This window comes from uncultured Brachyspira sp., assembly GCF_944393015.1.
Taxonomy (GTDB): domain Bacteria; phylum Spirochaetota; class Brachyspiria; order Brachyspirales; family Brachyspiraceae; genus Brachyspira.
Map to the genome: position 1 here is coordinate 73,075 of NZ_CALXYQ010000005.1, position 19,654 is coordinate 92,728.

Consider the following 19,654-nt stretch of genomic DNA (forward strand, 5'->3'; position numbering starts at 1 on the left):
TATTATAAGTAACTAAAATATAGTAAAATGAATGGGGTATTGCAACTGTGAATTTTTTCGATTATATAAAATACAATTTATTTAACATAAGAACTCCTGAACTAGTAGAAAAAATGCGTATGGAGGAGTATTCTGATAGAATATCCAAACAAAAATATAATTTTGTGGATTTAAAAACTAAATCATTAACAGTTACATGTGCAAAATTTATATTTGAAATGTATAAAGTAGTAGGACCTTTACTTAATCCATTAAAAGAAGAATTTATAGTAAAAGACGGAAAACAATTTTCATATTATTTAATAGAAGTATCTTTCAGCGATGAAATGAAAGAATTATATGCTACTTTGAATAGAGATTATATGATGTCTCAAATACAAAGCGGTAAAAACCCTAATGCTGTATTTAACGAAGTAAAAAATAATTTTGTAAAATTCAAAAAATTTATAAGCGGAGAAAGCGGAAAAGAGATAAATTTAACTTTCAATTTACTTAAAGATTTTGCTCAATTATCTAATTTTTATTTCTTTCTATTCTTAAGAGCTTTTTGTCCTTCATTTGTAGATGGCGCTTACAATTCTAATCCTCAGTTTAAACCTAGTTCAAATATGCAGGTGGTTGATGACTTAGTGAAATTGGATTATGCTGTAAACTCTATAGTAATAAGAAAAGAATTATTATCCGCTTTAAAGGTTTTTCAGCAATATTTAGGAATGCCTGCTATACCTGAAAAAAATATTAAATCATTCTTAGCAAGAGTTAAATATCTTCAAACTCCTGATGTAATGCATGATATTATAGTTTATTTATTTAAAGATTTTACTTACAAATGCAGTATAAACCCTTCTAATGTCAATATATTTGTAAATTACATAACTGATTTCACAAATAATTTGAAAAAGGATATGGACAGTATCGTTGCTGAAATTAAAAGCAGTAAAATTGCCGGAATGAGAAATAAGATATTTAACGGTATAGAAATATTGAAAATGTCTAATGTTAATGAAGAGAAAAATGAACAGCTTGAAAAATTTGATTGTCCTATATTTTCATGCGTAGAACCTCTTCAGTATATAAAAACATTTATTATAGAAATGTTTGATATGAATTACAAAGACCCGCTTAATGATATGTTTTTGGGGGCTGAATTTGTAAGCAAAGATAGAAATTCTCTAGGATTAGATGCTTTCTATATTTTAAATGATTCAAGAGAGATGATACAAAAGTTTGATACTATGTTAAGTCCTGAATCTGAAAACTTTAAGCGTCTTAAAACTTGGTTAGTATCAAAAAATAAAGCAAATGCAAATAAAGATTTAATAGAAACTATGGTAAATAAAATTGATACTGAAGGAAATAAAATAGTTTTAAGTGTTTATAATTCTGTAATAGATTTAACTACTATAGTAAAAAATATTGTCGAAGACTGCAGAAATAATACAAAAGTAGAAATTACGAATGCTAATAAAGTGCAGTATTTGCCTAAATTTAATCTTGATATAGCAAAAGATATGCTTGATGATTTTGATAACTTTATTGCTCTTATGAAAAACTTCGTAAGATAAATATATTAAAAATTGGAAAATTTAAATAATGAATAAAAATTATAAAACTATTATACAGGTAATAATAGGGATAGCTATAAGCATAATTTGTTTATATTTTGCTTTCAGAGGAATAGATATAAAAGAATCTATAGAGATAGTAAAAAATATAAATATTCCATATTTTATAATTTCACTTATATTGAGTATAGTTATTATTGTGTTTAGAGGATTGAGATGGGAATGTTTTATTCCTTTAAAAAAGCCTATAAAAAAAAGAACAGTAGTAATGGCTACATACATAGGATATATGGGAAACAATATACTTCCTGCTAAACTTGGAGAGGTAGCAAGAGCTTATATATTAGGAATGAAAGAAAATGTAAGCAAATCTGCATTGATTGCCTCAGTTGTTACAGAAAGACTTTTCGATGTTATAACAGGAGGAATTATATTAACTATATCTGTAGTATTTATACCTAATTTACCTGAAAAAGTTACTTATGCTGCTATTGCTTTATTTGTTTTATCAATAGTTGGTTTTTTGGTATTGATATTTTTGGTATGGCAAAGAGAATTTGCCCATAAAGTTTTTCATAAAATTTTTGGAATACTTCCTAAAAATATAGGAGATAAATTAATTGAGTTTTCATGCAATTTTATAGATGGAATAGGATTTAAAAATGATCCTAAGCATATATTTTTAATATTCTTCTATACTGCTTTATATCTTGTAGGACAAATACTTACAATAAGTTTTTTGATGGCAGCATTTAATATTAAAGCTAGTCCTATAATAGCATTATTCATGTTTGCTGTAGGAGGATTTGGCTTTGCTGTACCTTCTGCCCCATCAGGAATAGGACCTTTTGAATGGGCTATTGTATTCGGACTTTCTCTTATAGGTATAGAAAAAACTATAGCATTTCCTTATGCTCTTGTATACCATATGATGGGAATTCTACCTATAGTAATAATAGGATTCATATTCTTATTTATATTAGGAGTAGATTTAAAGACAGCTACTAAAGGCTATAATCAAACAGAAAACAAAGAACAAAGTAATGCATAAATATCATAAACTAGATATTATAACTATATGACGTTCTTTGTCTTTTGATTCTAGTTTCTTTATTTCTATATTATATTTATTTTTTTGTATATTGGCTTCTTTTAATTCCTCTTCTATTTTTTCTTTCTTGCCTTTATACAAAACTAATTTTGATTTTTTTGTTTTTAGTTTATTAAATATTTTTAAAAGTGTTGCTATGTCTGAAAAAGCTCTTGATGTGATAGTGTCATACTTTTCTTTTATCTCATAGGCATTTATACATTTCACTTCTATGTTATTTAATTCTAATTTATCTTTAGCTAATCTTAAAAACTCAGCCTTTTTATTTTTAGATTCGCATAATGTAAATTTCTTATCATTAAACACAATGGCAAGCGGTATAGAAGGAAGTCCTGAACCTGAACCTATATCTATTATATTATCATAATCAGCAAATATATCCAAAGCAAGAAGACAATCAGCAATATGATCATTAAAGAAATCTTCTATAGTTTTTGCCCCTGTAATATTAACATTTTTATTATAATCTATTACCAAAGAAGCATAGGCTATAAGCTTTTGTTTTTGATTTTCATTAATTTTTATACTACTTTTGATATTGTCTAATACTGAATCAAAATCCATAATTACCAGCCTAATTTTTTAGCATCTTGTTTAGCTTTATCTCCAGCTGATACATTTGTAACATTATAACGAAGTTCTCTTTTATCAACTTTACTTTTCATTATAAACTCTTTAGGATAAGGTATATTATTAACAGTTGTATAAGAACCTAATTCTACATTGACAACATTATCCATAAAAGCAGTAGAAAAACTTCTTACTCTATAAGTAGATGCTGAGAAAACTATAGTATCTACCCTATCATTATAACCTATTTCTAATGTATGCCAATTCTTTCCTAATGTGATATTACTGCTTATTATTTTTTTAGATAAGTCTATAAATTTATAATCAAGTATATCAGCATAAACTTTAGGGAAACGCATAATAGGAGCTTCCAATGCAAATTCATCGAAATTTCTTTTTAAAGGAGCCTCTGCTTCAGGCAAATCTAATGTAAGACTATTATTATTAACCTTAGCATCAAATATAAGACTGCCTAAAAGTCCGTCAACAACATTCATATATTTATTATTGCTGTTTTTATAATAATTAACAAGCATAGGCATTTGATCTAAATCATCACCGCTGTAAAAAGCTCCGCCTGATGAATATATACTTGTAAAAGGAGATTTTGAGAACCTAGTAAAAGCCTCTTTCATCACTTCCTTTTCATTTTGACCAAATACTAAACTAGAAATTAATAAAAATATAATAAATATTATAGTATTCTTTTTCGTCATTATTTATAAACCTCTTAAAAATAGATATAAAATATAAAACCTATTTATTGTTTCTCTGTTAAACTTTCTATTCTGTCTTTTATTCTATTTTCATCATAATCGAATTCTTTTTTATATGAAGATATTGATTTTCTATAGTATTTAAGAGCATTTTTATAATCATTCTTAGCATAATAAGTATCAGCTATATGAGCATATATTTCAGCTTTAGAATCATCATCTACATATAAAGCAGCTTTTAATAAGTTTTTCAAAGCATTATCATAATCACCTTTCTTATAATAAGCAAAACCTAAAGTGTCTATATAATGAGGAGAATTAGGCTCTAACTGAACGGCACTTTGAGAAAGTTTGATAGCTTTATCCAAATCACTGCCTAATGAAACCAATGCCCAAGATAGACTATTCATATTTTCTGCTGAACTTGTATCCTGAGAATATTTATAATTAGCATATAGCAATGCTGAATTTGTATTATCTAATGCTAATGATGTTACATAAGGAATATTTATTCTATAATCATTAGTATTTGATTTATTATTGCTAAAATATTCAAAATCTTCATTTAAATATTTATTAGCATTAACTTCATCATTATTCATTAACGCTGCATAAGCTTTTAAATAGCTGTAAGAATATTTTTCTTTTTCATATTTTTCAATAGCCTTTATTGCAAGTTCGCTTTCTCCTATATCGCTTGCTGTTAATACTAAAGATACTAATTCATTTTCTTTTATATTTTTATTATCCAAAGATAAATATTTATTTAACATCTCTTTTGATGACTGAAAATTATTTTGATTTTTAAACTCTAAAGCAGCCTGTAAATATAAATTATTAAATTTTCCGCTATTATCATAGCTAACTAAATTATCTATATGCTTAGGCAAAGCATCTATATTTTTTATCATTAAATAAAATGATATTATATCCATTTCAGAATTCATTTTATTTTCTTTATTTCCTATTGAATAAATCATTTTATAATATGCCTGTATAATATCTAAATCTATTTCCCTTCTATCTAAATCAGTTTCAATGATATTAAGAGCATTACTATATCCTGAACTTTCTGCTTCCGAAATGATAGATAATATCTTAGGAGTATTAGGATTTGCTGGGTCTATTTCTTCAAATAAAGCATCATCATATTTATCAGACATAAAACTTAAATATGCACTTAAAAACAATCCGTCTTCTATATCCATACTATTAGAATAGGCTTCATTATATTTTTCTAAAGCCTGATAACTCTTTACTATTCCATAAGAAGCAGTATATTTATCAGCCGGAGATAATTGAACATTTTGAAGTTTATTGAATCTGCTTATAGCACTGGAGAATCTGCTTAAATAGAATTCGCTCATACCATAATAAAAATTATAATAACTTAAATAATTGTTATTATTACTTGGCTTTTTAGTTTCATCTACTTTAGAAAAATAATATACAGCTTTCTCAAGTTCTCTTTTTTGATAATAAGTATAACCTAATAATATTAAAACATCATTATTAGAATTATCTATTTCATAAGCATATTCTAAATAATATCTAGCCTTATCTACATTATTCATTATGAATATATTTCTTTCAGCAGCTTTAAACAATATATCGATATCTTCAGGGGAGTCAAAAACTAAACTATCATAGATTTTAGAACTTTCATAATATTCTCCCAAAGCTTCATGAGTTTCAGCTAATGTTATATATATCTCTTTATTTTGTACATATTTAACAATTTCCTGAAGTATCACTTTGGCACTTTCCAAATCTTTTACAGTTTGTTCTGTTAAAGTTTTACTTGCCAAAGCACGCTCTTTATAATATAAAGCTAAACTATATGCAGCTTTTGCCTCTTCTTCGCTTTTTATATATTGAGAATCTTTAAAGACATTTTCATCTTCTTTATTTGACTGCGAAAATAAATTAAATGCACTAAATATAAAAATTGCCAATACAATACAAATTTTTCTGATAAACATACTAAATACTGCTCCGTAATTTAAAGTTTACATAATTTTAATATATATCGATACAAAACACAAGACTTTATATTTTAAATATAATACTTTATTTATTCATTATTTGCAGAACTTTCGGATTCGCTTTGTACTGATTCTATTGTAAATACTTTTTCTAATAAATCTTCTAATCTTTTATTAGTATAGTAATCAGCTTTTACTTTTGCCACTATCTCTAAAGTATTTTTCCTAGGAATTTTAACAGTCTCACCCATAAATATATTATAATTACTCTTCATAAGTTTTATACTTTCATATCCCATAAGAACAGCAACCAAACAAAAATGTCTATAACCAGATGCTTTTTTATCTATTGACATAATATATTCTATAGAATTTCTAAACTCAGACATAGCTGATTCTACCATCTTTACTAATATTTCCATAGATTTATCCATATAAGCACCATCTTCAAAATACGGTGCAGGATTCTCATTTTCAAATAAACTTATAGGCCAAAAAACTCTTTTCTCTTCATAATCTAATTTGGCATCTTTAATAATATTAACTTTCTGCAAAAATCTTCCAAAACTCTTAGCTTTTTCTCTATCTAATTCTATATTATCCAATATCTTTGCAAGCTCAGTAAGATAAAGCCCTACAGTACCAGCAACATAATAGCAATAATCATCTAAATCTTCAAATGTTGATATAGTATGATCCTGATAATAAACCATACCATAACCCATTTCCCTTAAATATGAAATAGAGATATTTTTTATTTCCTGCTTAAAAGTGAAAAAAGATTTTAACACAATATCTATATTTTCTATTAACACTTTATCATTTTCATTTACAGAATGCGATATAACTACATTCTTAAAATTTTCTAAATTATCAATATTTTCTGTTTTTAATATATTTATAAAAGCAGTTATTAATGTTTCTTTATCTTCAGCAGTATGAGTAGAATCTTCTATTGTGTCTATTATTCTAGCAAGCAAATACTGAACTTCAACTTTATTTTTTTTATTTTTATCGAGTAATGGTATAGTTAAAGCAAAGCTTCTTGAAACTAAGTCTAGTAAATATTTCGTATTAATTTTTGTTGCCATATATTGTCCCTAAGTTTTATTTTGTTTTTTTAAGTAAAGATACACAATGAACTGCTATGCCTTCTCCTCTGCCTATAGAATCCATTTTTTCATTAGTCTTAGCTTTTATCGAAACATTTTCTATATCAGTTTTAAGAATTTTGGATAGATTTTCTCTCATAGTGTCTATATATTTTCTTAATTTCGGTCTTTCTAATATAATTGTAATATCAGTATTAGATATTTCATAATTTTTTTCTTTCATAATTGAAACTGTTTTTTCCAACAATACTATAGAAGAAATATCTTTATATTGCTCATCATTATCAGGAAAATGACTTCCTATATCTCCAAGTGCCAATGCTCCTAATACAGAATCTATCAAGGCATGAATAACAGCATCTGCATCTGAATGACCTTTTAACCCCAATTCATAAGGAATTTCTATTCCTGCCAATATCAATTTACGATTCTCTGCAAATATATGTGAATCGTATCCGTATCCTATTCTCATTTACTAATATCCTCAATTATACTCTTTAAATTATACTAAAATAGATTAATTTGTCAAATTATTTTATATAGTGTAATTCAATGCATATTCATTAATTATATAAATTTCAAACAAATAATTAAGTATGATTTGTATAATAAACTATAAACCCTATTTGTATCTAAAATAAAAAGAACTAAAATTTACATATATTAGTTGAATGAACATAAAAAATTTATATAATTCTATACATAGAAAAATATAAAATATATGGAGAAAGAAAATGAAAAAAATAGGTCTATTACCTAGAATTATTATTGGTATAATTTTGGGTATATTAGTTGGTATGTTTCTTCCTGCTCCTGTGGTAAGAATTTTTGTAACTATAAGCAGCATATTCAGTTTATTCTTAAATTTTATTATACCGCTTATGATAGTGGCTTTTATTGGTTATGGTATTGCAAATCTGACAGAAGGTGCAACTAAATTAATAGGAATTACAGTTGCTATATCTTACGGATCTACTTTATTAGCTGGAAGTATAGCATTTTTAGTAGCTTCTAATCTTTTCCCTACTCTTTTAGGTGCTGCCGCTTTAAGCAGTGTAAAAATTGAATCTGGTTTAGACAGCTATTTTACTATACCTCTTAAACCATTATTTGATGTTACATCTGCTGTAGTATTTGCTTTTATATTAGGTATTGGTATAACAATGCTAAGACCTAAAAAACAAGGTGAAGAATTATTTTCTATAGTAAGAGACTCTGAAGAAGTTATACAAGCAATTTTAAAAAATATAATAATTCCAATACTTCCTCTACATATTTTAGGTACATTTGCGAATTTAGCTTATGCTGGAAGTATACAGCATATACTTATAATATTTGGTAAAGTATTTGCTGTTGTTATTACTCTTCATATACTTTATATTACTGCTTTATTTATAATATCTGGAGTTATAGCAAAGAAATCTCCTTTAATGCTTATAAAAAATCAGATTCCTCCATACTTCACTGCTGTAGGTACTCAAAGTAGTGCTGCAACTATACCTGTTAGTTTAATAGCTGCTGAAAAAAATGGAGTATCTGAACAGATTAGAAAATTTGTAATACCTCTTTGTGCTACTATACACTTAGCAGGTTCTATGATTACATTAACTTGCTGTTCTACTGCTGTTATATTAATTTTAGGACAAAATCCTACTTACAGCTCAATACTTCCTTTCATACTTATGTTGGGAATAGCTATGGTTGCTGCTCCTGGTGCTCCTGGAGGTGCTGTTATGAGTGCTTTACCTTTCTTCTATATGATTGGAATAACTGGAGAGGAATTACAAGGTTTGATGATAGCATTATATTTGACTCAAGACTCATTTGGTACTGCTGCTAATGTATCCGGTGATAATGCTATAGCTGTATTTGTTGATTGGTTCTATCAAACTAGAATAAAAAAAGATGCCGCTTGATTTTATTAAATTAAAATGAGAATATAAAAAAAGGATAGTCTTTAAAAGGTCTATCCTTTTTTATTGTAGCTTTAATTACACATGCCCACCCTCTTTCATTAAGAAATTCATATGCATTTTTAATTAATACTTTCTTATAAATTAAATCAGAAAATATGGAACCCACCCAAATTTAAATTAAATTTTTTTATTTCTTTAACGCACGGTGAACAAAATTTATTATATAGTTTACATGTTATTATTAATTCATTTATATTTATAGTACTGCTCTGCGTGCGGTTGGGAGATTATAAACTTAATAAAATTTTGGGCGGGTGCTATAATTACAAATGAAAATAAAAAAGAAATATAATACAAAAATACCATATAAATTTAAAAAGCCTAGAGGGCGGGATTTAAAATAAAACAAAAAAGAAAATTATTTTTTATTAATACCCTATTGACGTATAATTTATTTTATTATATTATTTTTAAAAATATTATTAGAGAAAACTTATGAATACGAAAACATTAATAAACTCATTTGCAATTATTTTAATACCTATTTCTATTTTATTTATTTTGATTTCTTTAATAATGATGATAATTTCAGACTCTTCTATCATTACATTTTATCTTATGATTTTAGCTTCTATAGTTTTGATAATTAATTCTATAATGTTATTCATAAAAAATAATTATAAAATATTTATTATAATATTCTCATTAACATTTGTATTTTCATTAATAATTATATTTAGTAATATTATGTTTATTTATAATAATAGAGATGCAAATTTTAAAGAAGTTAATAATTATGTAATAGCTGATTCATATTATCCTTTTGCTGATATAAGAAACACTAATTCAAAAGTAGTAAAACTCACAAATGAATCAAGTTTAATAATAACAAATAATTTTCCAAGACTTGATGGTGAAATTGAATTTTTTCCGATTTATTCAGCATTTGCAGATGCAGTTTATAAAATCACAGTTACAAATAATAAATATACTAATATGTTTTTAAAGCAAGTTCCATTTGAGGAGTATATAATAATTAATGATAATGGAAGAATAGAAACTAATTATGACAGAGCAACAAACAGCAGCCATGATACAGCTTATGTTTTATGCTCAACAATTTATTACAACACTTATGAAAGCTTTTTATATGACAATGCTTATAAAAATCTTATAAATGGTAAAGTTGATATAGTATTTGGAAATGCCCCTTCTAATAAAGATATAGAAATGGCTAAAACTAATAATATAGATTTCATATTAATACCTATAGGAAAAGAGGCATTTGTATTTTTTGTAAATTCCAAAAACAAAGTAGATAATCTTTCAAAAGAGAATATAAAAGATATATACATAGGAAAAATCAATAATTGGAAAGAAGTTGGAGGAGACAACATGAAAATAAAAGCTCATCAAATGGATAATATTGGAAAATGGCAAATTACATTTACAAACTTTATGGCTTCAATGAATGCTGAAAATAATATAATAAAGCCCGATACAAAAATAGGATTTGATATTAATTCTGGATTTACAGAAAATGTAAAAGAATACCGTAATAGAAAAAATGCTATAGGATATTCATTTTTATTTAATGTTCATGAAATGATAAACAACAATGAAATAAAAACTCTTTCTATAGATAATATAAAACCAAATAAAGAAAATATACAAAATGGTTCTTATAGTTTATCAAGCACATTTTATGCGGCAACAACTAAAAGAGCTATTAAAGAAAATCCTAATGTGCAGAAATTAATAGATTTTATACTTTCAGAACAAGGTCAGTATTTAGTTGAAAAGTCTGGATATACTCCTATTAAATAAATTTTTATTATTTATTATAGCTAATAAAAATTGTTAGCTATAAATCTCTGTAAAGTAAACTTGCAAGAGGCTCACAATTTTTATTATATACCCCGCCCTCTTTCCTTAATAAATTTATATGCATTTTAACTAATCATTTTCTATAAACGAAATCAGAAAATATAGAACCCGCCCAAGTTTAAATTAAATTTTTTATTTCTTTAACGCACGGTGAACAAAATTTATTATATAGTTTAAATGTTATTATTAATTCATTTATATTTATAGTACTGCTCTGCGTGCGGTTAAGATATTATAAATCTTATTAAAATTTTGGGTGGGTGCTATAATTACAGATTAAAATAAAAAATAAATATAATATAAAAATATCAGAAAAAATTAAAAAGTATAAAGGGTGGGATTTAAAATAAAACTAAAAATCTAACTTTAAGAATATAAGTATTTTAATTTTATTTACATAAATGAAAGTTTATTAAATTTTCAATACATATAGATTAATTGATTTAGAAAAAATAAAATTTAATTATAAATTAAATAATTATTTATTAACATTTATAATAAATAATTGTTATAATATTTAGTATGAAAAAGATAATTCTCACAACACTTTTAATAATATTATCATCTTGCAGAAATTCTATAACATTAGTAGAAAAAATTTCAGATACACCAAAATTGGAATATACTCTTGAAATAGATGAAGCTAATCCTCAAAATATGGAAGAAGCATTAAAAAGATATGCTGCAGATCATAATGGGCAATACAAATTAATTTTTACAGGCACATCAACAAAAAAATATGATATTTGGACTTCAATAACTCAAATGCTTGAAAAAATTTCTTTAAAAAATATAAAAATAGAAATATCTCTTGATAATGTAATTTTCCCAAACAATAAAATACCAGATAATTTGTTTGGGGCAAATGCTATAAATAAGTCAATAGTAAAAATAACATTTCCTAACACTATAACAGAAATAGGAGAATATAGCATTTATTGTCCTGAATTAACAGAAATAACACTTCCAAGTAATTTGATAACAATAGGCAACAGAGGACTTATAGGATGCGAAAATTTAAAAGTACTGAAACTCCCTAACTCATTAAAAACAATAGGTGAATTAGCATTAAAGGAATGCGGCTTTGCAAGTATTGAAATTCCTGATTCTGTAACTTCTATAGGTAAAAGTGCCTTTGGAGACTGTGAGAATTTAGTAAGTGTAAAATTACCAAATAATTTGGAGACAATACCTAATAGTATGTTCGAAAGCTGCGGATCTCTTAATACTATAACTATACCAGCATCTATAAAAGAAATAGGAAAATTTGCTTTTTATTATAGCAAAAATTTTGAAAGCATTAGATTCTTAAATGATAATCCTGCATCAATAACTGTAGGCGTAAGTGTATTTGCTGGATGCCCTTTAAAAACAGTATATATACCCGCAAGCAGTAGTGCATCAGATGATGAATGGAGAAATACTTTAGGTATAGATGCTACTGTAAATATTATAAGAGAATAATATAAAGGGTTATATTAAGTTAAATTACATTCCTTAATATAACCCAAATTAATAGCTATAAAATATATTTATTTTATTAATCCTATATCTTTTCTATAGTATTTATCTTTGAAATCTATTTTTTCAATGTCGGCATAAGTAAGTTTTCTAGCTTCTTCTAAACTGTCGGCAATATTAACAACATTAAGAACCCTTCCGCCATCAGTAATTATATTATTATTTCCATCTAATTTAGCACCAGCTATAAAACATTGTCCGTTTATTTTATCTATGCCTTCTATTTTATATCCTTTATTATAAGAAGCAGGATATCCTCCTGAAGCCATTACAACACAGCATGCATGTTTATTTTTCCATTTGATATTTAAAGTTGATAACTCTCTTTTCATAGCTGATTCTATTATAGATAAATAATCAGTTTCTAAAAGCTGAAGCACTGCCTGAGTTTCAGGGTCCCCCATTCTAACATTATACTCAAGTAAATATACGCCTTTTTTAGTTATCATAAGCCCAAAGAATATAATACCAGCAAAAGACATTTTTTCGGCTTTTATTCCTTTTAGTGTAGGCTCTAATATATCTTTAATGAATAATTCTTCTGCCTCTTTTGTATAATAAGGATTTGGAGAAATAACACCCATTCCGCCTGTATTATTTCCAGTATCATTATCACCAACTTTTTTATGATCCTTAGCTGATATAAAAGGTATTATAATATTGCTGTCAGTTACAGAAAGTATAGAAGCTTCAACTCCTTCTAAAAACTCCTCAATTACAACTTCATTTCCAGCATCTTTAAAAATCTTTTTAACCATTATATCTTCTAATGCATTTTTAGCTTCTTCTTTATCTTGACATATTAAAACACCTTTACCTAAAGCAAGACCGCTAGCCTTTATAACTATAGGATAACTGCATTTATTTAAATATTCACTAGCTTTATTATAATCATTAAATAATTCATATTCAGCAGTTTTAACTCCATACTTCTTCATAAAATCTTTAGCATAAGCCTTAGAACCTTCAAGTATAGCGGCCTGTTTATTTGGTCCGAATATTTTAAGTCCATTCTCCTCAAACTTATCTACTATTCCATATACAAGCATCTCTTCGCTTCCTACAATAGTTAAATCAATACTTTCTTTTTTAGCAAAATTTAAAATCTCATCTATAGTAGAAATTTTAACATTTTCACAATTTTTTTCTCTTGCTGTGCCTGCATTTCCCGGAGCACAATAAACTTTTGAAACTTTTTTATTCTTAAGTAAATTATTACAAATAGCATGCTCTCTGGCACCAGAACCTATAACTAATATTTTCATGTTTTTTTTCCTTTTTTAATTTATATAAAATTAATATCTATAATTTTTATTATAATTTTTCTATTTCCTCTATACTTAAACCTGTATTATCACTAATAAATTTAATATCTAAACCAGATTTTTTAAGACTTTTAGCTATACTTAAAGCTTTATTTTTTTTCCCTTGTTCTATACCTTCTTTTATACCTTCTTTTATACCTTCCTCTCTCTCTTTTTTTAGCATTATAGTTTGCCCATATAAAAATGCATCTCTAGCATTATAAACTTCCATTTCTTCTTCACTTGATATAAATCTCTCATATTTATCTATTACTTTTGACATTATGCTGTTTGCCTCCTTTAATTTATCTTTAACTTTATCTAAATCCTTTACCGTAAAAAACTCTATCCAAGATAATATCTTACTTTTCTTGATATCATTTATATTTGAATTATTAAGAATCTTTATAAATCTTGGTACTTCTATTATATGCATTTGCATCATATCTAATGATACCTTATGATTTTCAGTGTCTATTAATTTAAAACATCTATGAGCTTTACCTTCATCATAAAAGTCCATATTAAAATTCACAAAATTAATACTTATTACCTGACTAATAATATCATAAGATTCATTTTCATTTAATTCACTAACAATATTTTTTGATATATAATAGAATATTCTTTTAACAAAATCTATATTGCCTGATAATTGTATTTCTATAATGATTTTTTTATTGTCTTTAGTAATTGCTTTAACATCAAGAACTGACTCTTTTAAATTAATGTTTTCTGGTAAATTATGCAGATTAATTATTTCTAAATTATGTACTTCTTGAAATCCTGAATCTCTAAGTACGCAATTAACTATATTTTCAAGTATATCTTCATTACCAAGAGAACCCAAAAGATAGCGTACAAAGTAATCATTCATTCTGTTAATATTTCTCATGCGAAAATTATAACAAAAAGCTAATAAAAGTAAATATTTCTAAACTTAATAAACTATAAGTTATATAAAACTATATTATTTTTATTCTTTACATTTTCACTTCTTATTATATACTATCTATATAATACCTAATAATAAATAAAATCATCAAAAACAGGATTGAATTATGAATCTTAAAGAATATATGAATATAAGACTAGAAGAAATAAATAAAACTATTGACAATGTATTTGATAAAAGCAGCATAGAATTAGAAAATAGCTTCATAGAAATGCTTAAATATCCATTGGATGCGGGCGGAAAGAGATTAAGACCTATACTTACATGTTTAGCATGCGAACTTTTTAACGGCAACTATAAAAAAGCAATAATACCTGCAGTAGCATTAGAGCTTATACATACATATTCTTTAGTTCATGATGATTTGCCTGCTATGGACAATGATGATTTAAGAAGAGGAAAACCTACTACACATATAAAATACGGCGAAGCTAATGCAATACTTGTAGGCGACGGACTTTTAACTCATGCATTTCAATTACTTTCAAAAACAGATGTTAAAGACAGCACTTTAAGAAAACTTTTATTTGAATTGAGTTATGCTGCCGGAATAAATGGAATGGTTATGGGGCAGTTTATAGATTTATATTATGAAGAAAAAGAAATCAATTTTGATATGCTTAAAATACTTCATGCTAAAAAAACAGGTGCTATGATAAGAGGTGCTATAAGACTAGGAGCTATTGCCTCAGAAAATGATAATGATATAGAAAATATAACAAAATACGGAGAAGCTATAGGACTAGCTTTTCAAATTCAGGACGATATACTCGATGTTATTTCAGACAATGAAACTTTAGGAAAAACTGTTGGTAAAGATGAAAAAGAAGGAAAACTCACTTATGTAAAACAGTTCGGACTAGAAGGTGCAAAAGAAGAAGCCAAAAAAGTAATTGAAAAATCTATTGAATATTTAAAGCCTTATAAAGATAGTGAAGCTAAAAATATATTAATAGAATTAGCAAATTACATAATAGAAAGAAAATCATAACTATATAAATAAACATTATTACAAATGGTTAAACTCTTTTTATAACTCGCCGATAACAAAATAAAAAATAAATATAAATAAATAAGAAGAAATTTATAATATATTATGAATGAAATTAGAAAAATCAATTTAGAAGCAATAAATAAAAATATCAGAGCATATCCTTATGACTTTATTAATATGCTTAATAATGCTAAAGAATCAGATATAACTTTACAGGTAATAGAAACAAAATCACAAAAACCTTCTGCCAAAGCAGCAAAAAACGGCAAACAAATACTTCTTCATAGTGCTTATGATCCAGTAAAAGAGGCTAACACTTTGATAAAAGAAATTGAAAATGATGAAGATTTAGATTTAGTATTTGTATTTGGAATGGGGGGAGGATATTTAATTAATGCTGTTAGAAAATTAAATGTTTCTGTTGCTGTGATTGAACCTGATATAAATTTTTTTAATACTTTAATAGATAATTTTAAATTAGATAAAATACTTGAAGATGATAAAATCACCTTTTTTATAGGCGGAAATGATGATGAGGATATAGAGAAGTTTATATCATTGACAACAACAAAAAAGGTAAAATTTTTCATTACAAGGTCTTATGCCATATTATTTGCTGAAGAAGCCTTGCATTATCAAAGTAAAGTACTTTCAGTAGTAGATAAAAAAATCATAAATATAAACACTATTTCAAGATTTGATAAACTTTGGGCTTATAATATAGCTTCTAATGCAGTTGAAATTGCCACTCATTACGGAGTCAATAGATTTTTTAATAAATACAAAGATATTCCCGCAGTTATAGTATCAGCAGGACCTTCGCTTGAGAAAAATATTACAAAATTAAAAGAGATGAAAAACAAAGCAATAATAATAGCGGTTGATACTGCAATGAAGCCATTATCATCGCATGGCATATCTCCTCATTTCGTTATAACTATAGACCCTCAAAAGAAAAACTCTAAATATTTTAGGAATATTCATTTTGAAGATACTGTATTAATATCCGAATCTTCTGTTGATCATGAGGCTGTAGAATCATTCAATGGCTCAATATTTTTTATAGACTCAATATTCCCGCTTGCAAAATATTTTATGAAGCCTTTAGGGGATAGAGGCGATATCACTATGGGAGGAAGCGTTTCCACTGCTGCTTATGATTTTGCTGTAAAAATAGGTGCTAATCCTATAATAATGGTTGGTTTGGATCTGTCTTTTCCTAATCATCAAACTCATATAAAAGGAAGCTATCATGAAGAGAATTTCTTTACTGAAATAGGAAAGTTAGACTCCTATGACAGTAGAATATATAAAGTGCTTGTTTCCGGAAATTTAAGAGAAGAGAAAAATATTTATGGAGATAGTGTATTTACTGATTCAAGATTCGATATGTACAGAAATTGGTATGAAGCTCAATGTGCTAATAATAGTAAAATAAAATTCTACAATGCCACTGAAGGCGGTGTAATAATAAAAGCAATGGAGAATATTACACTTCAGGAACTCATAGATAAATTTGATGACATAAACATACAAATAGACAAAAATGACAGAAATACATCAGACAAAACAAAAATACTAGAGAATTTAAAAAATGGATTAATAAAAATAGATAAAGAAATAGTATCATTAAAGCCTTATGTTGAAGAGGCAATTAATTTATGCTATACGATAAATGATGATCTATCAAGGCATAGAAAAGTAGATAAACTTATTTCCAAACTAGATGAATCCGATGCTAAAATACTCACTATAAGCAAAGTAAATGAATTCTTAGGAATAACTATGCAAAAGACTATCAAGACTATAACAGAAGGTTTTGATTTTAAAGATGAAACTATGCATAAATCTATAATAAGTTCTTTCAAATTATATGAAGCTATGAAGGACAGCATTGATTTTAATCATTATATAATAGAACGTGCTTTGATAAAGATAAACAAAGAATTATAACTTTTTTATACGCACGGTTAGCTAAATTTGAATTATAATAAAAATTATAATTCAAAATAAAACAATATTTTTAAAATTTGCTCATCGTGCGGTATATAATGCTATAAATTAAAAAAAATCTAGGGCGGGGCTATAATTTCTACAGTAACAAAAAACAAATTTAAATTTCTATTTCAAAATAAATTAATAAAAAATAATGGGCGGGAATGTAAATAAATTTTCAAATCTTACTATTTTGATTAACAGACATCACTATATATATTTTTAATTTATATTATGATATAATAATCATATATAATTTTTCTCATGTTATTTTCTTTTTTGCCGATAAAGAATAATAATAGTATTTTTTTAAGGTAATTAGATATGAAATATAGAATATTATTACTTTTATTTATAATGAGCTTTTCTAATATATTCGCTCAAAATGACAACTTTTTGGATACAATTACTTTGGATAAGATAAAAAGAATTTATCCTAATGATAATGTAGTTTCTCCTTCAAGCTACACAATAAGTATGAATTTTGATTTGAATAGATATAGATTAAATGAACCTATAACTATGGAAATAAAAATACATGCTAAGAAGGGAACTATAAGCTTTACAAATTCAGTTAATCCATTTAATAATTATAGCTTTACGGTTTATGATAATTACAATAATCCTGTAGTATCATCAGATAATTATACTATTTGGAAATATAAAAGTGAAAGAAACTTAGATAATTCTCAAGATAGAATAGTAACTCTTAATGAGGGAGAAACTTTCTCATATTATATAGATTTAAATAATTGGTTCCATTTCGACAAAATAGGCAGATATAGAATAGAATGCAGTTTCAACCCTATGCCTGAAATAAGTGATAATTTCTCTATGCATGCTGATACTGCTTATTTCTTATTGGAAGCTGCAAGAGTATATCAGACACAAACAAATACTGCACCTGTTTATGTAACTAACAATAACAATCTTTCTCAGCATCAAGGTGTTTTATATGATTATGCTCCATCAAGCATTATATCCAACACTTTAACTGCTATGAAAAATAGAGATTGGACTAATTATTACACTTATATGCATATGCCTTCTATAATAAGCATAAGCCAAAGATACTATGAAACTTATAGAAACAATTACAGTAATGCATATTTGGAGGATTTTACAGATACTGGAATTCGTCAAAAAGCAAGAGAATTAAGTTTTGAAAACTATTTAAGAACTCAATTCTCAGATAATATAAGTGCCGACATGTTAAGAACTAATTTTGGAAATAATTTCTTAAATAATTTGGAAATGGCTTATAAATCAAGCAATATAAGAGAGCTTGCTATAAGATTTGATATTCTCTATAGAACTTCTTTGCCTGAGGACAGAAAACTTCTATTTGAAGAGTTTAAAAAATATTTAACTTCTGCTTATGACAGACAGGTAAGAAATGCATTTATAGCAGAACTTCAAAGAGATATAATTGCTACTAAAGATGCTAAACTTAGAGAACATTATACTTCTGTACTTGATATGATTAGAAAAGAGTATGATCCTGCTGTAACTTACACACTTTTAAATTATACAATAGATAAAACTACAGTTACTCAGGAATATGGTTTGCAAAAAGCTGAAGTAGAAGCTACTCTTTATCATAGATACTTTAATGCAGATACAGGCGATATTTATGATCCTGTTGTAAAAAGAACTTTCGTTTTAAGAAGAATGGGAGACTATTGGTATATAGTTAACTATTATGATACTGTTGTGAACAATTAAAAAATATAAATATTATAAAAAATACTAAAAAGTGAGAAAATTATAATTATTTATATTTTCTCACTTTTTTATATTATATTATATATATAATATATAATTGGAGCACTGATATGTAAAAAAATAAAAAAATATCTTTAATGATAAAATTTATTTTACCATTTGCTGTATTTTTAACTATTATGTATTTATATTATTTGTTTATAGGAATATTTATATTAATTCTTTTTTTAGTACTAAAACTTTTAAAGCAGTAAGCATACATGACTTAATAGAATCAAAATTAAATAATGTAAATGAG

The 19,654-nt window shown here is 26.0% G+C and carries 15 protein-coding genes; 8 read left to right on the top strand and 7 right to left on the bottom strand.

Going from position 1 to position 19,654, the window contains the following annotated elements:
* Positions 1–47: 47 nt before the first annotated feature.
* Together Q0K19_RS03390 and Q0K19_RS03395 are read left to right on the top strand one after the other, a co-directional pair.
* Positions 48–1,565, top strand: a complete 1,518-nt coding sequence (locus tag Q0K19_RS03390) for a DUF5312 family protein (RefSeq protein ID WP_297245304.1) — start codon at positions 48–50, stop codon at positions 1,563–1,565.
* Between the two features lie 28 nt (positions 1,566–1,593).
* Complete coding sequence (locus Q0K19_RS03395) at positions 1,594–2,616, top strand: lysylphosphatidylglycerol synthase transmembrane domain-containing protein (RefSeq protein ID WP_297245306.1); 1,023 nt, start codon at positions 1,594–1,596, stop codon at positions 2,614–2,616.
* Positions 2,617–2,619: 3 nt separating this feature from the next.
* Here Q0K19_RS03395 and rsmG read toward each other — a convergent pair whose 3' ends face one another.
* The 5 genes from rsmG to ispF form a co-directional block, all read right to left on the bottom strand.
* A complete protein-coding gene (gene rsmG, locus Q0K19_RS03400; RefSeq protein ID WP_297245308.1) occupies positions 2,620–3,240 on the bottom strand; it encodes a 16S rRNA (guanine(527)-N(7))-methyltransferase RsmG in 621 nt (206 codons plus the stop codon).
* A gap of 2 nt (positions 3,241–3,242) precedes the next feature.
* The gene (locus Q0K19_RS03405; protein ID WP_297245310.1) at positions 3,243–3,962 is read right to left on the bottom strand and encodes a hypothetical protein; all 720 of its coding nucleotides are present in this window, start codon (positions 3,960–3,962) and stop codon (positions 3,243–3,245) included.
* Positions 3,963–4,006: 44 nt separating this feature from the next.
* Positions 4,007–5,944: a tetratricopeptide repeat protein gene (locus Q0K19_RS03410; protein ID WP_297245312.1), complete on the bottom strand. Its 1,938-nt coding sequence runs from the start codon at positions 5,942–5,944 to the stop codon at positions 4,007–4,009.
* A gap of 92 nt (positions 5,945–6,036) precedes the next feature.
* Positions 6,037–7,038, bottom strand: a complete 1,002-nt coding sequence (locus tag Q0K19_RS03415) for a squalene/phytoene synthase family protein (RefSeq protein WP_297245314.1) — start codon at positions 7,036–7,038, stop codon at positions 6,037–6,039.
* A 16-nt stretch (positions 7,039–7,054) separates the two neighbouring features.
* Positions 7,055–7,531, bottom strand: coding sequence for a 2-C-methyl-D-erythritol 2,4-cyclodiphosphate synthase (gene ispF / locus Q0K19_RS03420; protein ID WP_297245316.1), 477 nt, complete (start codon positions 7,529–7,531; stop codon positions 7,055–7,057).
* Positions 7,532–7,793: 262 nt separating this feature from the next.
* Between ispF and Q0K19_RS03425 the strand changes: the two genes are divergently transcribed.
* From Q0K19_RS03425 to Q0K19_RS03435, 3 genes are all read left to right on the top strand, one after another.
* The gene (locus Q0K19_RS03425; protein WP_297245318.1) at positions 7,794–8,975 is read left to right on the top strand and encodes a cation:dicarboxylase symporter family transporter; all 1,182 of its coding nucleotides are present in this window, start codon (positions 7,794–7,796) and stop codon (positions 8,973–8,975) included.
* Positions 8,976–9,470: 495 nt separating this feature from the next.
* Positions 9,471–10,802: a substrate-binding domain-containing protein gene (locus Q0K19_RS03430; RefSeq protein WP_297245320.1), complete on the top strand. Its 1,332-nt coding sequence runs from the start codon at positions 9,471–9,473 to the stop codon at positions 10,800–10,802.
* 582 nt (positions 10,803–11,384) lie between these two features.
* On the top strand, positions 11,385–12,326 hold the full coding sequence (locus tag Q0K19_RS03435) for a leucine-rich repeat domain-containing protein (protein WP_297245322.1): 942 nt from the start codon (positions 11,385–11,387) through the stop codon (positions 12,324–12,326).
* Positions 12,327–12,394: 68 nt separating this feature from the next.
* Here the strand turns inward: Q0K19_RS03435 and purD are convergent, their stop codons facing one another.
* Both purD and Q0K19_RS03445 read right to left on the bottom strand, forming a co-directional pair.
* Positions 12,395–13,648: a phosphoribosylamine--glycine ligase gene (gene purD / locus Q0K19_RS03440; RefSeq protein ID WP_297245324.1), complete on the bottom strand. Its 1,254-nt coding sequence runs from the start codon at positions 13,646–13,648 to the stop codon at positions 12,395–12,397.
* Positions 13,649–13,697: 49 nt separating this feature from the next.
* Positions 13,698–14,582 carry an Rpn family recombination-promoting nuclease/putative transposase gene (locus tag Q0K19_RS03445; RefSeq protein ID WP_297245325.1) on the bottom strand — a complete coding sequence of 295 codons (885 nt, stop codon included), beginning with the start codon at positions 14,580–14,582 and terminating at the stop codon, positions 13,698–13,700.
* A gap of 166 nt (positions 14,583–14,748) precedes the next feature.
* On the opposite strand from Q0K19_RS03445, the gene Q0K19_RS03450 reads away from it, so the two are divergent.
* The 3 genes from Q0K19_RS03450 to Q0K19_RS03460 all read left to right on the top strand — a co-directional run bounded on the left by Q0K19_RS03450 (position 14,749) and on the right by Q0K19_RS03460 (position 19,356).
* Entirely contained in the window at positions 14,749–15,633 is an 885-nt protein-coding gene (locus Q0K19_RS03450) for a polyprenyl synthetase family protein (RefSeq protein WP_297245327.1), read from the top strand.
* 105 nt (positions 15,634–15,738) lie between these two features.
* Entirely contained in the window at positions 15,739–17,589 is a 1,851-nt protein-coding gene (locus Q0K19_RS03455) for a 6-hydroxymethylpterin diphosphokinase MptE-like protein (protein ID WP_297245329.1), read from the top strand.
* A 366-nt stretch (positions 17,590–17,955) separates the two neighbouring features.
* Positions 17,956–19,356, top strand: a complete 1,401-nt coding sequence (locus tag Q0K19_RS03460) for a hypothetical protein (RefSeq protein WP_297245330.1) — start codon at positions 17,956–17,958, stop codon at positions 19,354–19,356.
* The last annotated feature ends 298 nt before the right edge of the window (positions 19,357–19,654 follow it).

Coding starts and splice junctions, on each gene's coding strand:
- Q0K19_RS03455 (WP_297245329.1), top strand. CDS start 15,739: ATGAATGAAATTAGAAAAATCAATTTAGAAGCAATAAATAAAAATATC.
- Q0K19_RS03430 (WP_297245320.1), top strand. CDS start 9,471: ATGAATACGAAAACATTAATAAACTCATTTGCAATTATTTTAATACCT.
- Q0K19_RS03435 (WP_297245322.1), top strand. CDS start 11,385: ATGAAAAAGATAATTCTCACAACACTTTTAATAATATTATCATCTTGC.
- ispF (WP_297245316.1), bottom strand. CDS start 7,531: ATGAGAATAGGATACGGATACGATTCACATATATTTGCAGAGAATCGT.
- Q0K19_RS03415 (WP_297245314.1), bottom strand. CDS start 7,038: ATGGCAACAAAAATTAATACGAAATATTTACTAGACTTAGTTTCAAGA.
- Q0K19_RS03445 (WP_297245325.1), bottom strand. CDS start 14,582: ATGAGAAATATTAACAGAATGAATGATTACTTTGTACGCTATCTTTTG.
- Q0K19_RS03410 (WP_297245312.1), bottom strand. CDS start 5,944: ATGTTTATCAGAAAAATTTGTATTGTATTGGCAATTTTTATATTTAGT.
- Q0K19_RS03405 (WP_297245310.1), bottom strand. CDS start 3,962: ATGACGAAAAAGAATACTATAATATTTATTATATTTTTATTAATTTCT.
- purD (WP_297245324.1), bottom strand. CDS start 13,648: ATGAAAATATTAGTTATAGGTTCTGGTGCCAGAGAGCATGCTATTTGT.
- Q0K19_RS03450 (WP_297245327.1), top strand. CDS start 14,749: ATGAATCTTAAAGAATATATGAATATAAGACTAGAAGAAATAAATAAA.
- rsmG (WP_297245308.1), bottom strand. CDS start 3,240: ATGGATTTTGATTCAGTATTAGACAATATCAAAAGTAGTATAAAAATT.
- Q0K19_RS03395 (WP_297245306.1), top strand. CDS start 1,594: ATGAATAAAAATTATAAAACTATTATACAGGTAATAATAGGGATAGCT.
- Q0K19_RS03425 (WP_297245318.1), top strand. CDS start 7,794: ATGAAAAAAATAGGTCTATTACCTAGAATTATTATTGGTATAATTTTG.
- Q0K19_RS03460 (WP_297245330.1), top strand. CDS start 17,956: ATGAAATATAGAATATTATTACTTTTATTTATAATGAGCTTTTCTAAT.